This is a genomic window from Coprococcus phoceensis (genome assembly GCF_900104635.1).
Lineage (GTDB): Bacteria > Bacillota > Clostridia > Lachnospirales > Lachnospiraceae > Faecalimonas > Faecalimonas phoceensis.
The window spans coordinates 1,438,748-1,457,255 of record NZ_FNWC01000007.1 but is presented as its reverse complement, the minus strand read 5'-3'; the positions used below and the strand labels follow the sequence as shown (position 1 = coordinate 1,457,255).

At 40.2% G+C, this 18,508-nt stretch carries 26 protein-coding genes; 21 read left to right on the top strand and 5 right to left on the bottom strand.

What is annotated here, in order from left to right; all coding sequences use genetic code 11:
- Positions 1-29 precede the first annotated feature (29 nt).
- From BQ5364_RS10785 to BQ5364_RS10775, 3 genes are all read left to right on the top strand, one after another.
- The gene (locus BQ5364_RS10785; RefSeq protein WP_004613926.1) at positions 30-653 is read left to right on the top strand and encodes a histidine phosphatase family protein; all 624 of its coding nucleotides are present in this window, start codon (positions 30-32) and stop codon (positions 651-653) included.
- Positions 654-734: 81 nt separating this feature from the next.
- Entirely contained in the window at positions 735-1,739 is a 1,005-nt protein-coding gene (trpS, locus tag BQ5364_RS10780; RefSeq protein ID WP_004613925.1) for a tryptophan--tRNA ligase, read from the top strand.
- Between the two features lie 103 nt (positions 1,740-1,842).
- Positions 1,843-3,153 (top strand): hemolysin family protein, encoded by a 1,311-nt coding sequence (locus BQ5364_RS10775; RefSeq protein ID WP_022250904.1) that lies wholly within the window; start codon positions 1,843-1,845, stop codon positions 3,151-3,153.
- Positions 3,154-3,225: 72 nt separating this feature from the next.
- Here BQ5364_RS10775 and BQ5364_RS10770 read toward each other — a convergent pair whose 3' ends face one another.
- The gene (locus BQ5364_RS10770; protein WP_004613922.1) at positions 3,226-4,863 is read right to left on the bottom strand and encodes an ABC-F family ATP-binding cassette domain-containing protein; all 1,638 of its coding nucleotides are present in this window, start codon (positions 4,861-4,863) and stop codon (positions 3,226-3,228) included.
- Positions 4,864-5,030: 167 nt separating this feature from the next.
- Between BQ5364_RS10770 and BQ5364_RS10765 the strand changes: the two genes are divergently transcribed.
- A complete protein-coding gene (locus BQ5364_RS10765; RefSeq protein WP_004613921.1) occupies positions 5,031-5,888 on the top strand; it encodes a patatin-like phospholipase family protein in 858 nt (285 codons plus the stop codon).
- A gap of 51 nt (positions 5,889-5,939) precedes the next feature.
- On the opposite strand, the gene truA is transcribed toward BQ5364_RS10765, so the two are convergent.
- Positions 5,940-6,683, bottom strand: coding sequence for a tRNA pseudouridine(38-40) synthase TruA (truA, locus tag BQ5364_RS10760; RefSeq protein ID WP_022250905.1), 744 nt, complete (start codon positions 6,681-6,683; stop codon positions 5,940-5,942).
- 86 nt (positions 6,684-6,769) lie between these two features.
- Between truA and BQ5364_RS10755 the strand changes: the two genes are divergently transcribed.
- Positions 6,770-7,246 (top strand): acyl-CoA thioesterase, encoded by a 477-nt coding sequence (locus tag BQ5364_RS10755; RefSeq protein ID WP_004613919.1) that lies wholly within the window; start codon positions 6,770-6,772, stop codon positions 7,244-7,246.
- A gap of 54 nt (positions 7,247-7,300) precedes the next feature.
- On the opposite strand, the gene BQ5364_RS10750 is transcribed toward BQ5364_RS10755, so the two are convergent.
- Together BQ5364_RS10750 and BQ5364_RS10745 are read right to left on the bottom strand one after the other, a co-directional pair.
- The gene (locus BQ5364_RS10750) at positions 7,301-7,585 is read right to left on the bottom strand and encodes a hypothetical protein (RefSeq protein WP_004613918.1); all 285 of its coding nucleotides are present in this window, start codon (positions 7,583-7,585) and stop codon (positions 7,301-7,303) included.
- A complete protein-coding gene (locus tag BQ5364_RS10745) occupies positions 7,578-8,102 on the bottom strand; it encodes a hypothetical protein (protein WP_004613917.1) in 525 nt (174 codons plus the stop codon). The genes BQ5364_RS10750 and BQ5364_RS10745 overlap by 8 nt, the downstream gene beginning before the upstream one ends.
- 100 nt (positions 8,103-8,202) lie before the next feature.
- Between BQ5364_RS10745 and BQ5364_RS18460 the strand changes: the two genes are divergently transcribed.
- Entirely contained in the window at positions 8,203-8,328 is a 126-nt protein-coding gene (locus tag BQ5364_RS18460; RefSeq protein WP_004613916.1) for a hypothetical protein, read from the top strand.
- Between the two features lie 42 nt (positions 8,329-8,370).
- Here the strand turns inward: BQ5364_RS18460 and BQ5364_RS10740 are convergent, their stop codons facing one another.
- Positions 8,371-8,631 carry a chorion class high-cysteine HCB protein 13 gene (locus BQ5364_RS10740; RefSeq protein WP_083382817.1) on the bottom strand — a complete coding sequence of 87 codons (261 nt, stop codon included), beginning with the start codon at positions 8,629-8,631 and terminating at the stop codon, positions 8,371-8,373.
- A gap of 149 nt (positions 8,632-8,780) precedes the next feature.
- Here BQ5364_RS10740 and BQ5364_RS10735 point away from each other — a divergent pair, with 149 nt between their 5' ends.
- The 15 genes from BQ5364_RS10735 to pgeF all read left to right on the top strand — a co-directional run bounded on the left by BQ5364_RS10735 (position 8,781) and on the right by pgeF (position 18,499).
- Positions 8,781-9,692, top strand: a complete 912-nt coding sequence (locus BQ5364_RS10735) for a S8 family peptidase (protein WP_004613914.1) — start codon at positions 8,781-8,783, stop codon at positions 9,690-9,692.
- Between the two features lie 102 nt (positions 9,693-9,794).
- Positions 9,795-10,370: a xanthine phosphoribosyltransferase gene (locus tag BQ5364_RS10730; protein ID WP_004613913.1), complete on the top strand. Its 576-nt coding sequence runs from the start codon at positions 9,795-9,797 to the stop codon at positions 10,368-10,370.
- A 71-nt stretch (positions 10,371-10,441) separates the two neighbouring features.
- Positions 10,442-10,792 carry a YlxM family DNA-binding protein gene (gene ylxM / locus BQ5364_RS10725; RefSeq protein WP_022250909.1) on the top strand — a complete coding sequence of 117 codons (351 nt, stop codon included), beginning with the start codon at positions 10,442-10,444 and terminating at the stop codon, positions 10,790-10,792.
- A 1-nt stretch (position 10,793) separates the two neighbouring features.
- Positions 10,794-12,143, top strand: a complete 1,350-nt coding sequence (gene ffh / locus BQ5364_RS10720; RefSeq protein ID WP_004613911.1) for a signal recognition particle protein — start codon at positions 10,794-10,796, stop codon at positions 12,141-12,143.
- Positions 12,144-12,191: 48 nt separating this feature from the next.
- On the top strand, positions 12,192-12,437 hold the full coding sequence (gene rpsP / locus BQ5364_RS10715) for a 30S ribosomal protein S16 (protein WP_004613910.1): 246 nt from the start codon (positions 12,192-12,194) through the stop codon (positions 12,435-12,437).
- 23 nt (positions 12,438-12,460) lie between these two features.
- Complete coding sequence (locus BQ5364_RS10710) at positions 12,461-12,688, top strand: KH domain-containing protein (RefSeq protein WP_004613909.1); 228 nt, start codon at positions 12,461-12,463, stop codon at positions 12,686-12,688.
- A gap of 48 nt (positions 12,689-12,736) precedes the next feature.
- The gene (gene rimM / locus BQ5364_RS10705) at positions 12,737-13,243 is read left to right on the top strand and encodes a ribosome maturation factor RimM (protein ID WP_004613908.1); all 507 of its coding nucleotides are present in this window, start codon (positions 12,737-12,739) and stop codon (positions 13,241-13,243) included.
- 3 nt (positions 13,244-13,246) lie between these two features.
- On the top strand, positions 13,247-13,981 hold the full coding sequence (gene trmD / locus BQ5364_RS10700) for a tRNA (guanosine(37)-N1)-methyltransferase TrmD (RefSeq protein WP_004613907.1): 735 nt from the start codon (positions 13,247-13,249) through the stop codon (positions 13,979-13,981).
- Positions 13,982-14,077: 96 nt separating this feature from the next.
- Complete coding sequence (rplS, locus tag BQ5364_RS10695) at positions 14,078-14,425, top strand: 50S ribosomal protein L19 (RefSeq protein WP_004613906.1); 348 nt, start codon at positions 14,078-14,080, stop codon at positions 14,423-14,425.
- Between the two features lie 64 nt (positions 14,426-14,489).
- Positions 14,490-15,062: a signal peptidase I gene (lepB, locus tag BQ5364_RS10690; protein WP_004613905.1), complete on the top strand. Its 573-nt coding sequence runs from the start codon at positions 14,490-14,492 to the stop codon at positions 15,060-15,062.
- Between the two features lie 11 nt (positions 15,063-15,073).
- Complete coding sequence (gene ylqF / locus BQ5364_RS10685) at positions 15,074-15,925, top strand: ribosome biogenesis GTPase YlqF (RefSeq protein ID WP_004613904.1); 852 nt, start codon at positions 15,074-15,076, stop codon at positions 15,923-15,925.
- 25 nt (positions 15,926-15,950) lie between these two features.
- On the top strand, positions 15,951-16,496 hold the full coding sequence (gene lepB, locus BQ5364_RS10680; RefSeq protein ID WP_004613903.1) for a signal peptidase I: 546 nt from the start codon (positions 15,951-15,953) through the stop codon (positions 16,494-16,496).
- The gene (locus tag BQ5364_RS10675) at positions 16,489-17,247 is read left to right on the top strand and encodes a ribonuclease HII (protein WP_004613902.1); all 759 of its coding nucleotides are present in this window, start codon (positions 16,489-16,491) and stop codon (positions 17,245-17,247) included. Before lepB (BQ5364_RS10680) ends, BQ5364_RS10675 begins: the two co-directional genes overlap by 8 nt.
- A 36-nt stretch (positions 17,248-17,283) precedes the next feature.
- A complete protein-coding gene (locus BQ5364_RS10670; RefSeq protein WP_004613901.1) occupies positions 17,284-17,637 on the top strand; it encodes a YraN family protein in 354 nt (117 codons plus the stop codon).
- Positions 17,638-17,647: 10 nt separating this feature from the next.
- A complete protein-coding gene (pgeF, locus tag BQ5364_RS10665) occupies positions 17,648-18,499 on the top strand; it encodes a peptidoglycan editing factor PgeF (protein ID WP_004613900.1) in 852 nt (283 codons plus the stop codon).
- Positions 18,500-18,508 lie beyond the last annotated feature (9 nt).

Here is an 18,508-nt window from a genome sequence, read left to right as displayed (position 1 = left end):
TGGTAAAATAAATGTAGGAGGTTTTAGGTATGAAGTTATATATGATTCGACATGGACAGACAGAATGGAATAAAGAAAAAAGGTTGCAGGGAAGAGCGGATATTCCTCTTAATGCATATGGAATACAGCTGGCAGAGGAGACACGGGACGGACTTTTGGGGGTAAGGTTTGATATAGCATTTACAAGTCCGCTTAAGAGGGCGAAAAAGACGGCTCAGATTCTTCTTGAAGGACAGGAGGTTAAGTTGATAGAAGATGAAAGGATTATTGAGATTGGTTTTGGGTCTTATGAGGGACTTTGTTATGCAGAAGAAAATTATAATATACCAGATCCGCATTTTATGAATTTCTTCGAAAAGCCCGAGGTATATCAACCGGCAGCAGATGGGGAGAGTTTTGAACAGCTTCGTGCACGTGCAGCATCTTTTTTGAAAGAATTGAGCAAAAAAGAAGAATATGAGGATAGCACGATTCTTGTTTCTACACATGGTGCCTGTTTGTGCGCACTCTTAAATGTGATCAAGGACAGTACGATCGATCAGTTTTGGGCAGGAGGACTTCATAAGAATTGTGGGCTTTCAATTGTAGAGATAAAAGATGGAAAAGCAGAGATCTTAAAAGAGGCAATTGTATTGTATCCGGAAAACAAATAGGAAAAGAAAAATCGTTATCTTGACGGGAAAGATGTAGAAGTGATACACTAGAAAGAAGATTAGACTTGGAGGAATGGAATCATGATCAATGATAAAAAAGTATTATTCAGTGGGATGCAGGCAACGGGAAATTTGACACTTGGAAACTATCTTGGGGCATTAAAGAACTGGATTACACTGAGTGATGAATATGAGTGCTTTTACAGTGTGGTCGATATGCACTCGATTACAGTGAGGCAGGATCCGGCCACATTGAGAAAACGTGCAAGAGCATTATTGACATTATATATTGCGGCAGGACTTGATCCGGAAAAAAATTGTATTTATTATCAGTCTCATGTCTCAGGACATGCGGAGCTGGCATGGATTTTGAATTGCTATACATATATGGGTGAACTGAATCGTATGACACAGTTCAAAGACAAGTCTGCAAAACATGCGGACAATATCAACGCAGGATTGTTTACTTATCCGGTATTGATGGCGGCAGATATTTTGTTATTCCAGTCAGACGTTGTTCCTGTAGGAATAGACCAGATGCAGCATTTAGAACTGACACGTGACATTGCACAGCGATTTAATGGTGTCTATGGGGATGTATTTACAATTCCGGAAGCATATATCGGAAAAGTGGGAGCGAAGATCATGAGTCTTCAGGATCCTGCAAAGAAGATGTCAAAATCAGATGAGAATGTAAATGGAAGTATTTATCTGATGGATGATCCTGACACGATTATGAGAAAATGCAAGCGTGCAGTTACAGATTCGGAAGCACAGATTTTATATCGTGAAGAGCAACCCGGAGTGAAGAATCTGATTGATATCTACAGTGCATGTATGAATGTGACACCGCAGGATGTTGTCAAAGAATTCGATGGAAAAGGATATGGAGATTTTAAAACGGCAGTCGGAGAGGCAGTTATCTCAGTGCTGAAACCATTGCAGGATGAAGTTGCCAGACTGGAAAAAGATAAGGCATATATTGATTCTATCATCAAGAACAATGCAGAAAAGGCGAATTATTATGCGACAAAGACCTTGAGAAAGGTGCAGAGAAAAGTGGGATTTCCGGATCGTATCCGCTAAATATAAAATAATTATAAAGTATCTTGTAAGTAGAAGCAAAAGATGATATAATCCTCCTAAAATTATGTCAAAAGGCATAGATTAAAGGAGGATTATTTTTACTATGGAAACAGACCCTGACGGGACACAGATTTTAATGCAACTATTCATACTGGTGCTTCTGACACTGGTGAATGCTTTTTTTGCCGGAGCCGAGATGGCAGTTGTCTCTGTCAATAAGAACAGAGTCAAGGTGCTGGCTGAGGAAGGAAATAAAAAGGCGTTACTCATTCAATCTCTTTTTGAGGATTCTACAAAGTTCTTGTCGACGATACAGGTGGCAATCACATGTGCGGGATTTTTCTCAAGTGCATCGGCTGCAACCGGAATATCGCAAGTGTTAAGTCGCTGGCTGGAACAGTTTCAGATTCCGTATTCCGGAACGATTTCTTTTTTTGGAGTGACAATCTTATTAATGTATTTTAATCTTGTATTTGGTGAACTGGTGCCGAAGCGGATCGCACTGCAAAAAGCGGAGGCTTTCTGTTTTTTTACGGTACAGCCGATTTATACGGTTTCAAAAATATTATCGCCGTTTATTAAGTTACTTTCTGTATCAACCAATGCATTTTTACATTTAATTGGTATGAAGACGGAGGATTTAGAGGAGGCGGTCTCAGAAGAAGAGATTAAAGCTTTGCTGGAGATGGGAAACAGCCGTGGGATTTTTGAGGAACACGAGTATGAGATGATCAATTCGGTATTCTCTTTTGATGATAAGAGTGCAAGAGATGTAATGACACCGAGAAGAGAAGTGTTTACGATAGATATCGCTGATTCGTTTGAAGACAATATTGAGGCGGTTTTAGAGTCAAGACATTCTAGAATTCCTGTTTATGAAGAAAGTATAGATAATATTATCGGAATTTTACATATGAAAGATCTTATGATCGCAATGCAGAAAAAGCTTGTGGATCAAGAAGATATACGACCGTTTTTGGAAAAGCCATTTTTTGTGCCAGATAGCAAGGATGCTGATGAATTGTTTCGGGAATTGCAAAGAACACAGAATCATATGGCAGTTTTGATTGATGAGTATGGAGGATTTTCAGGAATTGTCACTGTGGAAGATTTGGTTGAAGAGATTGTAGGAGAGATTAATGAAGAGCATGACTGTGTGACACCGGAGATTGTGCAGATTGAAGAGAAGAGATATATGGTAGATGGAACAATGCTGATTGAAGATTTGAATGAAAAACTAGATTTGAATCTGAAGACAGAGAATTATGATACCGTTTCCGGATTTTTGATTGAAATTTTGGGATATATTCCGGAAAGCTTAAAACATGAAAAGGTTGTTGTGGAGAATGTTTCTTTTGAAATTCGAGAGCTAAAAGATAACCGCATCTCAAAAGTATTGCTGACAATTGAATAGAGATGATCCCAAATAAATAATGGAGCTGATGCAATGCGGATAAAAAATATCCGCAGAGCACCAGCTCTGTTTTTAGTTGTCTTCCTCTGAATTGTCCATAGTGTAAGTCTGACGTTTTCTAGCCATCTCATCACTCTCTAAATATTCATCGTAAGTTGTAATCTTATCAATTAATTTTCCGCCCGGAACAATCTCCATGATACGGTTTGCAGTTGTCTGTACAACCTGATGGTCACGGGATGCGAATAAAAGTACCCCTGGGAATTTGATCAATCCGTTGTTCAGTGCAGTGATAGATTCCATATCAAGATGGTCAGTAGGCTCGTCAAGTACCAATACGTTAGCGCCTGAGATCATCATTTTAGATAAAAGACAACGTACTTTTTCTCCACCGGAGAGTACTTTTACTTTTTTGACACCGTCGTCTCCGGCAAATAACATTCTGCCGAGGAAACCACGTACATAAGTGACATCTTTCTCTTCGGAATACTGTGTCAGCCATTCAACGATTGTATCGTCATTGTCAAATTCACGAGTACTGTCTTTCGGGAAATATGCCTGAGAAGTTGTCACTCCCCATTTGTATGTTCCTTCGTCCGGCTCCATTTCGCCCATTAAGATTTTAAATAAAGTTGTCTTTGCAAGTTCATTGCCTCCGACAAAAGCGACTTTGTCTTCACGGTTGATTGTGAAAGAAAGGTTGTCTAACACTTTTACACCGTCGATTGTCTTAGATAAACCTTCCACAGAAAGCACTTCGTTTCCGATTGTACGGTTTGGACGGAAATCGATGTATGGGTATTTTCTGCTTGATGGTCGGATATCATCTAACTCGATTTTTTCAAGGGCACGTTTACGAGAAGTTGCCTGTTTTGATTTGGAAGCGTTGGCGCTGAATCGAGAAATAAAGTCCTGCAGCTCTTTGATTTTTTCTTCTTTTTTGCGGTTCGCTTCTTTCATTTGACGAATGATAAGCTGGCTTGACTCATACCAGAAGTCATAATTTCCGGCGAATAACTGAATCTTTCCGTAATCAATATCTGCAATCTGTGTACATACTTTATTCAGGAAGTAACGGTCGTGGGATACGACAATTACTGTGTTATCAAAGTTGATCAAAAATTCTTCCAGCCATGCGATGGCATCTAAATCCAAGTGGTTTGTAGGCTCGTCCAGAAGAAGAATATCCGGATTTCCAAATAAAGCCTGTGCAAGAAGTACTTTGACTTTTTCTGAACCAGTCAGATCTTTTAAGTATTTGTAATGCAGCTCGGTATCAATTCCGAGACCATTCAATAATGTAGCGGCATCAGACTCTGCCTCCCAACCGTTCATTGTGGCAAATTCGCCTTCTAATTCACTTGCTTTGATTCCGTCCTCGTCAGTGAAATCTTCTTTTGCATATAACGCTTCTTTTTCTTTCATGATTTCATACAGTCTCTGGTTTCCCATAATAACGGTATCTAAAACAAGGTATTCGTCATATTTGAAGTGATCCTGTTGCAAAAATGAGAGACGTTCTCCGGGAGTGATGATAACCTCTCCTTTTGTCGGCTCTAACTGTCCGGATAAGATTTTTAAAAATGTGGATTTACCGGCGCCGTTGGCACCAATCAAACCATAGCAGTTGCCTTCTGTAAATTTTACATTTACATCTTCAAACAATGCCTTTTTGCCGACACGCAATGTAATATTACTTGTGCTAATCATATATGCATTCCCTCCATGAGATTTCTTTTCTTATTTTAATAAGTTTTCGGTGTTTTCCACCGCCTATCTTACCACGGGAAAGGGAAAATGGCAAGACGAGAACATCTTAATCTGTTAATTTGCGGAAAATAGGTATATAATAAAGAACGGAAAGCGAGGGAAACAGTATGACAAAGGCTAGTTTAGTTTTAGAAGGCGGAGCAACAAGAGGAGTGTTTACATCAGGAGCGTTGGATTATCTGATGGAGAAAAATGTGTACCTGTCACATGTGATTGGGGTATCTGCCGGATCCTGCAATGGAGTCGATTATGTCTCGAAACAGATAGGAAGAACAAGAGACTGTATGATTCACAAAGAAAAAGAGTATGATTATTATATGGGAATCCGAAAATTTATCAAAGAAAAAAGCTTGCTGAACATGGATATGATTTTTGATAAGTATCCGAATGAGATTTTTCCATTTGACTATGATACGTATTTTGCGTCAGATATGGAGTTTGAAGTTGTGACGACGAATTGTATTACTGGAAAGGCAGAATATATGAAGGAAAAAAGTGATAAGGAACGACTGATGAAGATCTGCCGTGCATCCAGCAGTATGCCACTTGTCTCCCCAATCGTCAATGTAGATGGAGTTCCGTATCTGGACGGAGGACTTGCAGATTCCATTCCGATCAACAGAGCAACAAAGCTTGGCAATAAAAAGGTTGTGCTGATACTTACAAGAAATATGAAATACCGAAAGAAACTGATGACAAGAGGGGAACATCGCCTGTATCAGTCTGCATATAAAAAATATCCGAAACTGGTGGAAAGTATTCGAAGAAGACCGATTGTGTACAACCGGACGATGGATTGGGTGGAAAGTTTGGAAAAGAGAGGAAAAATTTTTGTGCTGCGTCCTCAGATCAAACCGGTATCTCGGTTGGAAAAGAACTATGATTCTCTGATGAACTTTTATGAGCATGGATATCATCTGATGGAACGACAGTATGATGCACTGATGGAATATTTGGAAAAATAAAAAGAAGGATGGGATTATGAAAAAACATAGTCCTGTCCTTCTTGACTGTCCCTATTGATAGAGTACTTCCTGAAGGTATAATCCTTTCGGGTCAGCAGGTGCACTTGCTGCCACGTCTGAGTTTGAATCAAAAATCAGTTCAATATCTTCTTTTTTTCGATTGCCGACACCGATATCGAGAAGTGTGCCAAGTATCATACGCGCCATGTTATGGAGAAAATCATTGCCGTGCAGCGTGATCTGAAGTTCCTCTCCGTCATCGTAAACGTCAATGTCATAAATTTCTTTGACAGTAGATTTATTTTTCTTTACCGTAGAAAATTTTTTGAAATCATGTTTCCCAACAAGCAGAATTGCTGCCTGTTTCATCAGATCCACATCAGGTCTTTTGAAAGAGTGATAAACGTATTTGCGTTCGAATACACTTGGAACTTCGCTGACAGAGATGCGGTACATGTATATTTTGGAAGTTGCATTCAGGCTCGCATGAAAGCGCTCAGGTTTCTCCTCAATATCAGTAATCGCAATATCCATCGGAAGATAGCGGTTCAAGTAATGCTGAATCTCGATCAGGGTCATATCTGTTGTAGTCTTAAAACTTGCGACCTGACCGTACGCATGCACGCCAACTTCAGTTCTTGATCCACAGAAAAGCTCGATATCTTCGTTTGTCATCTTTTTGATCACTTCTGTAATCTTGTTCGCAATAGTGTTGGTTGATTCGTCTTTGCCAAGGCGCTGCCAGCCTTGATAACGGCTTCCGTCATATTCGATTGTCAATTTTATATTTCGCATAATGTTCTCCTTGTGTTATACTATGTTTTGTTCAGTATAGCAAAAAATAAGAAAGAAGAAAAGACGTTTGCAAGAAAGGAATCAGGATGAGTATAGAAAAGAAAAAAGTAGAAGATTCTAGAGTGGAGACAGTGCACATTGTAAGACCAAATCATTTGAATGGAGCAAACCGTCTGTTTGGCGGAATTTTGATGCAGTGGATTGATGAGGTTGCGGGACTTGTCGCAAAAAGACATGCCAAAACGAATGTGATAACTGCATCTGTAGATAACTTGAGGTTCCTGAAGGGGGCTTATCAAAATGAAGTGATTGTTTTGATAGGAAAACTTACGTATGTTGGAACTACTTCTATGGAAGTGCGGGTGGACACTTATGTCGAGGATGCAGAAGGTATCCGTCGTCCAATCAACAGAGCATATTTTTGTATGGTGGCATTGGATGAAAATGATAAGCCGGTTAAAGTGCCGGGATTGATTTTGGAGACGGAATCGGAAAAGGCAGAATGGGAGAGTGGAAAAAGAAGGCGACAGATGAGAAATATTCGAAAAATGGAAGGATTTTAAACGAGGACACGAGCCTGGCTTGTGTCCTCATTTAAACATGCGCTGTGAGGAATCTTAGGGATTCTGTTTTTTCAGCATGGACATTACCATTTGAATCGTCCGGTCAATCTGTTCCTTTTCTTTCTGCGTTTTCCCCTCTTTTATCAATTCTAGAATCAATGAAATTTCATCAGGGGAAAACCGGATTCCTTTTTTATTTGCGTTTGTGATAAGTGTCATCAAAACAGGGGCGAGTGCACGACCGGATTTTCCGGACGTCTGGGCGGCAGCTGTCTTGATCAACTCTACCTTTATCGGATCCATATTTTTTAGCATAGGGTCATTTAACCAATCAATCATGTTCTTGTTCTCCTTCTTTGTTTTGGGTTTCGTTTTGAGGTTCTGTTTCAGTTTCGCTTTGGGTTTCTTGTGAAGACATTGTGTTGTACATATCAAACATAGCCTGCTGTTCTGGCGCAAGCATATTTTTCATCATGGCCATCGGATCAAAGTCCGGGTCTGTGTTCCCATCAGAATCTGCAGTTTCATTCATATTTTGAAACACCTCCATCATATCCATCATATTCATGAGCATGTCAAATGTTTCTCCAAACTGTGCAGGAATATAAGGTCGGATTTCCTGAATGATATGAAAAGGAGAGAATGTTTTCTTTTTAAAATCCTGTGAGTAGACATCGCTGTGAAAGCGTTGAAAAAAATCTATGGTGTGCTGCAGTTCCAAAAATTTTGTGTATACAGCTAGAAAGCGTTGGTTTTCCGGAGGGGTATATGGAATCAGCAGCTTCAGGATTTGCAGACTTTGTGTGGAAATCAGTTGATCAAAAGGGGTCATTTTTTCAAAATCATGATCTTCCATAGTCACTCCTAAATCTAACGTTGTAAATATATATGAGGAGAAGGGCGAAATTATGAAATGAACATATAATATAACATAGAATAACTGGAGGTATAGGCAAATGAAACATAAGCTCATTATAGATGGAAATGCAGTTTATGAACTGGATTTGAAATGTGCAGCAAAAAAAGCAGGAAAAAAAACTGTGAAAACAAACAAGGACAAAAATAGGGAGACGAAAAAATAAAATTCCGGCCGGGTTTAAACCAGCCGGAATTTTTTGGAAGGATTAGCAGCAGCCATCTCCGAATCCATTGCCACAGCCACAACCGTTGTTGGATCCGCTTCCAAATCCGCCACAGCAGAATAACAGAAGGATAATCCAGATACAGCTGTCTCCACAGCCGTTGTTGTTGCCGCTAAATCCGTTGCCGCATCCGCCGCAGCAGAATAAAAGTAAAATAATCCATAAGCAGGAATTGTTTCCAAATCCAGATCTTTCGTTTCTTTCACAGCCACATCCACAGTTTGTTGCACTTAAATCACTCATAATTGAGCCTCCATATAATTTGTTTACACTTCATAATATGTAGCAGGGCTTATTTATGTTTCCTGAAAAAAGAAAATATTTAGAGGGGAAAGAAAACGAACAAAAAAAGGACTGTTTCATATTTTAAATTAAAAAGGAAACAGATCCTTATGAAACGGGTAAAGCAAATCGTTCAATATTGGTGTGATGATGTTATAAAGGGAAAATATCTTGGGAAAGGGGTGGTGGCAGTAGTGCTGGATACAGGGATTGCTCCCCATCCGGATTTTCAGAATAAAGTGCTGGCATTTCGAGATTTTGTAAATGGACAGGAAGTCATCTATGATGACAATGGTCATGGGACGCATGTGTGCGGAGTCCTGGCTGGGAATGGAAATTCCTCTGAGGGAATATACGGGGGAATTGCTCCGGAGTGTGATTTGATCGTCTTAAAGGTATTAGATCAAAAAGGAAATGGTAATGTGACGGAAGTGATGAAGGCGTTTCGATGGCTCTTAGAAAATCAAAAAAGATATCATATACGTATTGTAAATATTTCTGTGGGAATGCTGCCGCAATCAGACGAGAGAGAAGAAGAAAGATTAATCAATGGCGTGGAGGCGCTTTGGGATGCGGGGTTGGTTGTCGTGGCTGCTGCGGGAAACTTAGGACCGAAGGAGGGGACGATTACAACACCGGGGGACAGCAAAAAGATTATCACGGTTGGAGCTTCTGATGACCAGTATTATATAGACCAAAGGGGAAGCACGAAGAAACACTATTCCGGGAGAGGACCCACAAAAGAATGTGTATGTAAGCCGGATGTTGTAGCGCCAGGCTCCTATATTCGCTCCTGCAATGCGAAATTTGCGAGGCAGAGAGGACAGCCGTATGTGGTGAAAAGCGGCACATCGATGGCAACACCAATTGTATCCGGTGCGATTGCGGATTTATTGAGTAAATATCCGGAGATGTCCAATGTGGAAGTCAAGCTCAAACTTCGCGAGAGCAGCAGTGATATGGGGGCAGATTACAATCGTCAGGGGTGGGGGCAACTAAATATAAAAAAACTTTTAGAATAATTCCAGTTTTAAATTGACAGTAAAAACATTTTTTTATATGATAGATAGAAATACTTAAAGAAAGTAAGCGAATAAAAAGACAGGTCGAGGAAGGTATCCGATATGAAACTATTAGAAGAAAGAATCAAAAAGGATGGAATAATAAAGGAAGGAAATGTTCTGAAAGTAGACAGCTTTTTGAACCATCAGATGGATATTGATTTGTTCAATGAGATGGGAAAAGAGTTTAAACGTCTGTTTGCAGACAAACCAATCAACAAAATTTTGACAATTGAGGCTTCGGGAATTGGGATTGCCTGTGTAGTAGCACAGCATTTTGGTGTTCCTGTTGTGTTTGCAAAAAAGACACAGAGCATCAATATTGACGGAGAAGTGTATTCTACAAAGATTGAATCGTTCACGCATAAAAAAGTATATGATGTCATCGTATCAAAAAAATACATTGGTCCGGAAGATCATATTTTAATCATTGATGATTTCCTTGCAAATGGGTGTGCAATGGAGGGGTTGATTGACCTGGTACAAAGTGCAGGAGCGACTGTTGAGGGAATTGGAATTGTGATTGAAAAAGGACAGCAAAAAGGCGGGGATATGATTCGAAGCAAAGGGCTGCATTTGGAATCGCTTGCAATCATAGAAGATATGGATTGTGTAAATAAAACGATTACATTTCGTTAAAAAGTAAAGGTGTCAAGAAAAAAAGCTTGACACCTTATTTAAAATCGTTTATGATAGCAAAGGTGATGAAAATGAATGAGATTCTAGAACAGGCACTATTATATGATTTTTATGGTGAACTGCTTACCAGTCACCAAAAAGAAATATACGAGCAATTCGTATTGGAGGATTTATCTCTGAGTGAGATTGCGGAAGATGCAGGAATCAGCAGACAGGGTGTGCATGACCTGATTAAACGTTGCAACAAGACGTTGGAAGGTTATGAAGCAAAACTGCATTTGGTAGAAAAGTTCCTGTCAATCAAAGAAAAGGTTCACCGCATGAATGAGCTTTTGGAAAAGGAAGATGTGAGAAACAGCGGGGAAGACCAATTGATACAGGAAATCAGAAAGATTTCAGGAGAGATAATAGAGGAGTTATAATATGGCATTTGACAGTTTATCAGAAAAACTACAGAATGTATTCAAAAATCTTCGGAGCAAGGGACGTTTGACGGAGAATGATGTCAAGGCGGCGCTCAAAGAAGTGAAGATGGCTCTCTTAGAAGCAGATGTTAACTTTAAAGTAGTGAAAGGCTTTGTGAAGGATGTTCAGGAACGTGCAATAGGACAGGACGTTATGAATGGACTGAATCCGGGGCAGATGGTAATCAAGATCGTAAATGAAGAGTTGATCAAGCTGATGGGCTCTGAGACGACAGAGATTAAGCTGGAACCTGGACAGGCGACAACCGTGATTATGATGGCGGGTCTGCAAGGTGCCGGTAAGACGACAACAACTGCTAAGATTGCCGGAAAGTTAAAATTAAAAGGGAAAAAGCCATTGTTGGTAGCGTGTGATGTGTACAGACCGGCTGCGATCAAGCAGCTACAGATTAACGGTGAGAAGCAGGGTGTGGAAGTATTCTCTATGGGAGAAAATCACAAACCGGCGAATATCGCCAAGGCAGCTTTGGAACATGCGGCGAAGAATGGTAACAATATAGTAATTTTAGATACGGCGGGTCGACTTCATATTGATGAAGATATGATGGCAGAGCTGCAGGAGATTAAAGAAACTGTGACGGTGCATCAGACGATTTTAGTTGTGGATGCCATGACCGGACAAGATGCGGTCAATGTGGCGAGCAGTTTCAATGAGAAAATCGGAATTGACGGTGTGATTGTTACAAAGCTAGATGGTGATACAAGAGGTGGTGCTGCACTTTCCATCAAAGCAGTTACCGGAAAACCGATTCTTTATGTTGGTATGGGTGAAAAGCTTTCCGATTTGGAACAGTTTTATCCAGATAGAATGGCTTCCCGTATATTGGGTATGGGAGATGTCTTGAGTCTGATCGAGAAGGTCGGAGAAGATATTGACGAAGAGAAAGCCAAAGAGATGTCGCAGAAGTTGAAAAAAGCACAGTTCGATTTTGAAGATTACCTTGAGAGTATGAAGCAAATGAAGAAGATGGGTGGCCTTGCGAACATCATGAGTATGATGCCGGGACTTGGCGGAGCTAAGATGAAAGACATTGATTCAGAAGAGAGTGAGAAAAAGATGGCGCAGATTGAGTCCATTATCTACTCGATGACGATCAAAGAACGCCGGAATCCGGATATTTTAAATCCATCCAGAAAGCGCAGAATTGCGAAAGGCGCAGGGGTGGACATCAGTGAAGTGAACCGGCTCGTGAAGCAGTTTGAGCAGTCTAAGAAGATGATGAAACAGCTTCCGGGTATGATGGGTGGCATTGGTGGTAAAAAAGGAAAGTTCAGACTTCCTTTTTAACACATAGATAAAAAAGAAAAAGAAAGTTAAAAGAAGAGGTGACTACAAATGGCAGTAAAAATTAGATTAAAAAGAATGGGACAGAAAAAAGCTCCTTTTTACAGAATCGTTGTTGCAGATGCAAGATCTCCAAGAGATGGTAAATTTATCGAAGAAATCGGTACTTACGATCCAAACCAGGAACCAAGCGTATTCAAAGTAGACGAAGAAGCAGCTAAAAAATGGTTAAACAACGGAGCTCAGCCAACAGAAATGGTTGGTAAGATTTTCAAAGCAGCTGGTATTGAAAAATAGGCTGTACCACGGAGGTGGGTGTAATGAAGGAATTAGTAGAAGTAATTACAAAAGCATTAGTAGATGATCCGGAAAGCGTTGTCGTTACGGAAAAAGTGGAAGGAAAAACTATTATCGTTGAAGTGCGTGTGGCAGATTCTGACATGGGAAAAGTAATCGGCAAGCAAGGAAGAATCGCGAAAGCAATTCGCTCCGTCGTAAAGGCAGCGGCTGCTAAAGAAGATAAAAAAGTAATCGTAGACATCGCGTAATTGCGGTGTCTATTTTATCATAAAACGTAGAGTGGAAAGGAGAATTTCATGGAGCAGTTATTGCAGGTGGGAGTGATTTCCTCCACACACGGTGTGCGTGGAGAAGTAAAAGTATTTCCGACAACTGACGATGTGAAACGATTTAAAAAGTTAAAAAAAGTAATTTTGGATACAGGAAAAGAACAATTGCCGTTGGAAATTGAAGGAGTTAAATTTTTTAAACAATTTGTAATCCTGAAATTCAGAGGGATTGATAATATAAATGATATTGAAAAATATAAAGGGAAGCGTCTTTTGGTTGACCGTGAACATGCAGTGAAATTAAAAAAAGATGAATATTTTATTGCTGATATGATTGGGATGGACGTATTCACGGAAGATGGAGAACTGTTTGGAGCGCTGAAGGATGTGATGGAAACAGGAGCAAATGATGTCTATATCATCGAGATGTCAGATGGCAAAGAAGTTCTTGTCCCTGCAATCAAGCAGTGTATTTTAGATGTAGATATTGAGAATAGAAAGATGGTAATTCATTTACTGGAAGGGCTGGTATAGAGGATGCATTTTCATATATTAACATTATTTCCGGATATGGTGATGAACGGATTGAGCACGAGTATTATCGGGAGAGCAATGGCAAATGAGCTTTTGACGATTGAAGCAGTGAACATCCGAGATTTTGCAGAAAACAAACATAATCGTGTGGACGATTACACATACGGTGGAGGAGCGGGAATGCTTATGCAGGCAGGACCTGTCTACGGCGCTTATCGGTCAGTGGCAGAAAAGGCAAAGAGTAAGCCCAGAGTGATTTATCTTTCACCACAGGGACAGACATTTTCGCAGAGTATGGCGGAAGAATTCGCGCAAGAAGAAGAGCTTATCTTTTTGTGTGGACATTATGAGGGGATTGATGAACGCGTTCTGGAAGAAATAGTAACAGACTATGTATCAATCGGGGACTATGTGCTGACAGGAGGGGAACTTCCGGCGATGGTAATGATCGATGCGGTATCACGATTGATTCCCGGGGTGCTCCATAATGATACATCTGCGGAATTTGAAAGCTTTCAGGACAATCTGTTGGAATATCCGCAGTATACAAGACCGGAAGAATGGCATGGAAAGAAAGTGCCGGAGATTCTGCTTTCCGGACATCATGCAAATATTGAGAAGTGGAGAAGAGAACAATCTGTGATTCGTACAGCGGAAAGAAGGCCTGATTTGTTAGAAAAAGCAGATTTGACACAAAAAGAAAAAGAATTAGTAAAAACACTTGTCAAGGAAAACTAAGTATGGTAGAATAAAGAGCGTTGTGAGAAGAAAGAGATGGTCCTCTGATACAGAATATGTATTAAGAACGTCCAAATTATAAGGAGGTCACACAAGATGAACGATATTATTAAAAAAATTGAAGCTGAACAATTAAAAGCTGAAGTACCAGAATTTAACGTTGGTGATACTGTAAAAGTTTACGGTAAAATCAAAGAAGGAAACCGTGAAAGAATTCAGGTTTTCGAAGGTACAGTGCTTAAGAAACAAGGTGGAAGCACAAGAGCAACATTTACAGTTAGAAAGAATTCTAACGGAGTTGGTGTTGAAAAGACTTGGCCATTACACTCACCAAACGTAGAAAAAGTAGAAGTTGTTCGTAAAGGTAAAGTAAGAAGAGCAAAACTGAACTACTTAAGAGGACGCGTTGGTAAGAGAGCTAAAGTAAAAGAATTAGTAAAATAGTAAATGTGAGGAAGGGACAAGTACATACTGTATATTGTCCCTTTTGTGTTATTAGGGAGAATAGATGGGTCGTTTAAAATTTGGAAAAGAAAAGAAGAGAGTGAATTTTGATCTGCTTCGTGTAGTGGGAATATGGACTTTTCAGATTGCAGTTGTATGTCTGATCGCCTTTGTATTTGTGTGGTATTTTGGACAGAGAGTGAGTACGATCGGAGATTCTATGAAACCGGTATTAGAAAATGGAGATATCACACTCATCAATCGGATTATATATAATGCAAGCAGTCCGAAACGAGGGGACATTATTGCGTTTAAACCGAATGGAAATGAAAATTCGCATTATTATATCAAGCGAATCATTGGGCTTCCGGGGGAGACGGTAGAGATTAAGGACGGAGAGATTCTGATTAACGGAGAAAAGATTGAGGAAGACTATAAGACGACGAAAATCGATGATCCGGGAATTGTAGAAGAGCCAATTACATTGGGCGGTGATGAATTTTTTGTTTTGGGAGATGACAGACAGAATAGTGAAGACAGCCGTATGGCGGATATTGGCAATGTGAAAAGAACAGAGATTGAAGGAAAAGTGTGGTTTGTAATAGCGCCAAAGGATCACTTTGGTTTTGTGAAATAGAGGAGGATAATATGCATTTTCAGTGGTATCCGGGTCATATGACTAAAGCAAAGCGTATGATGCAGGAAAATATAAAGCTGATCGATCTTGTGATTGAACTTGTGGATGCAAGAGTGCCGATCAGCAGCAGAAATCCAGATATTGATGAATTGGGAAAAAATAAGGCAAGATTAATTTTGCTGAATAAATCGGATCTGGCAGAAGATAAACAGAATGACGCATGGGCAGAATACTTTAAGAAAAAGGGATTTGCAGTTGTAAAAGTAAATTCTAAGAAGGGCGGTGGAATCAAATCCATTCAGGGAGTGATTCAGGAAGCCTGTAAAGAAAAGATGGAAAGAGACCGAAAACGCGGTATCTTGAACCGTCCGGTGCGCGCCATGGTTGTTGGAATTCCGAACGTAGGAAAGTCTACATTTATCAACTCGTTGGCGGGGAAGGCGTGTGCAAAGACTGGAAATAAACCGGGAGTTACAAAAGGGAAACAGTGGATCCGTTTGAATAAGAATGTAGAATTATTGGATACACCTGGAATTTTGTGGCCGAAATTTGAAGATCAGACAGTAGGACTGCGACTTGCATTTATCGGCTCTATTAAAGATGAGATTTTAAATACCGAGGAGTTGGCAGCAGAACTGATTCAGTTTATGAAAAAGCATTATGCGGGTGTTTTGGCAGAAAAATATGCTATTACCGAGGTCGAAGATCCGTATGCATGTCTGACTGATATTGCGAAAAACAGACATTGCCTGTTGAGGGGAAGCGAGCTGGACACGAATAAAGCAGCAATGCTTTTGATTGATGATTTCAGAAACGGAAGACTGGGAAAGATTACACTGGAATTTCCGGAAGATTATGAATAGGACAGTCAGAAAAGAGGAGTATTAGATGGAAGAACCAAAGGGAATCTTAAAAGAATTATTAGGTTGGATTGTGTATATCGCGGTTATTATCGGGTTGACATGGCTGATTATAACGTTTGTAGGGCAGCGTACACGAGTAAGCGGGCACTCTATGGAGGCAACTTTACATGATGGGGATAATCTCATTGTGGATAAGCTGTCTTACCGTTTCCGGGATCCGAAGCGATTTGAAATTATTGTATTCCCATATAGACATAAAGAAAATACATATTATATCAAGAGAATCATAGGGCTTCCGGGAGAAACAGTTCAGGTGAAGGACGGATATGTTTATATTGACGGAGAGAAGCTGGATGAAAATTATGGGCTGGAAGTGATGGAAGATGCCGGGATTGCGGCAGAGCCGATTGAACTTGGTGAGGATGAATATTTTGTGCTTGGCGATAACAGAAATCATAGCTCAGACAGCCGTGATCCAAGCGTTGGAATTCTTCACATAGATGAGTTGATTGGAAGGGCATGGATTCGGATCTGGCCATTAGACAGTATTGGGGTGATTCCTCATGAATAAAAAAATTAGTGAAATCAAAGCAGAATTTGAAGCTACAGATAAAGTGATGCTGAACGAGTTGTATGCAAAATATGAGAAGGATGAGCGTACAGGAGTAGTCAATCTGATTCAAAAATATAAAAAACAGGAACAAAAACTTTGTATGGAGCGAGAACGAATTGAGAATATGCGTATTTACGAAAGAAAATACGCACATTTTTCATATATATGCGGCATTGACGAAGTGGGGAGAGGACCGCTTGCGGGACCGGTGGTTGCCGGTGCGGTGATTTTGCCGAAAGATTGTGAGATTCTTTATCTGAATGACTCGAAAAAGCTTTCGGAAAAGAGACGAGAAGAGTTGTATGATGAGATTATGGAAAAAGCGATTGCGACAGGAATTGGCATTGTGAGTCCGGCACGAATTGATGAGATCAATATACTGCAGGCGACTTATGAGGCAATGCGTATAGCGATTCAACAATTAGAGACAGAGCCTGATCTGTTGTTGAATGATGCTGTGACGATTCCGGGAGTGACGATTGATCAGGTGCCAATTATCAAGGGTGATGCGAAAAGTGTTTCTATTGCAGCGGCAAGTATCATTGCAAAGGTTACAAGAGACCGTCTTATGGTTCAGTATGATGATGTGCTGCCTGGATATGGATTTGCGAGTAACAAAGGATATGGTTCTGCGGAACATATCACGGCGTTGAAAACGCTTGGAGCTACACCGATTCATAGAATGAGCTTTATTAAAAATTTTGTTTGAGACTGAAGTGTTAAGTTATAATAGAAGAGATATATAGTGGAAAATAGACGAAAAATAGGAACGAACTATGAGAGGCTTGCAGGAAAATATCTGGAAGCACACGGATATCAGATTATAGAATATAATTTCAAATGCAATGCAGGGGAAATTGACATCATTGCAAAAGATCAGGAGTATCTTGTCTTTTGTGAAGTGAAATACAGAAGGACGGCGAGAGCAGGTTACCCGATGGAAGCAGTATCACTGGCGAAGCGGCGAAGAATTTCAAAGTGTGCACAGTATTACGTTTATAAAAATCAGTGGCATGAGATGCCGTGCCGTTTTGATGTGGTAGGTATTTTGGGAACAGAAGTACAGCTTTTAAAGAATGCATTTGATTTTGTGGAGTGAAAGATAGAATATGAGTATAGGGTTTTCATATAAAAACGATGAAAAAATTTTTACGGAAAAAGTAGAAAATGGTGTTCCGTATTTGGAATACCCACTTCTGGCAGACACCGGATTGGTCCGTCATGGATTTTCGACAAGACTTGGGGGCGTCAGCGAAGGTGTTTGCAGTACGATGAATTTAAGCTTTTCAAGAGGGGATGACGAGTCGGCTGTCCGGGAAAACTATCGGAGGATGGCAAATGCAATCGGTGTAGAGGATGATAGTTTTGTGTTTTCCATGCAGACACACACGACAAATATTCGCGTTGTCACGTCAAAAGACAAGGGAAAAGGCTTGACTACACCGCTTGACTATTCGGATGTGGATGGTCTTGTGACAGATGAACCGGGACTTTGTCTGACAACATTCTATGCGGATTGTGTCCCTTTGTTTTTCTTGGATCCGGTGAAAAAAGTGATCGGTCTAAGTCATTCCGGTTGGAGAGGAACTGTCGGGAAAATAGGGAAAAAGACAGTGGAAGTGATGCGAAGCGAATATGGATGTCATCCAGAAGATATCTTGGCGGCAATCGGACCGTCTATCTGTCAGACGTGTTATGAAGTAAGCGAGGACGTCATTGATGCGTTTAGACAAAATTTTCACCAGCAGTACTGGGAGAAACTGTTTTATAGGAAAACAAATGGCAAATATCAACTGAATCTTTGGAAAGCAAATGAGTTGATATTGGAGGAAGCTGGGATTTTGAAAACACATTTGGCTGTGACGAACTTGTGCACGTGCTGCAACCATGAACTGTTGTTTTCACATCGGGCATCCAATGGAAAGAGGGGAAATTTAGCAGCATTTTTGGCATTGAAATAGGAGGTATAT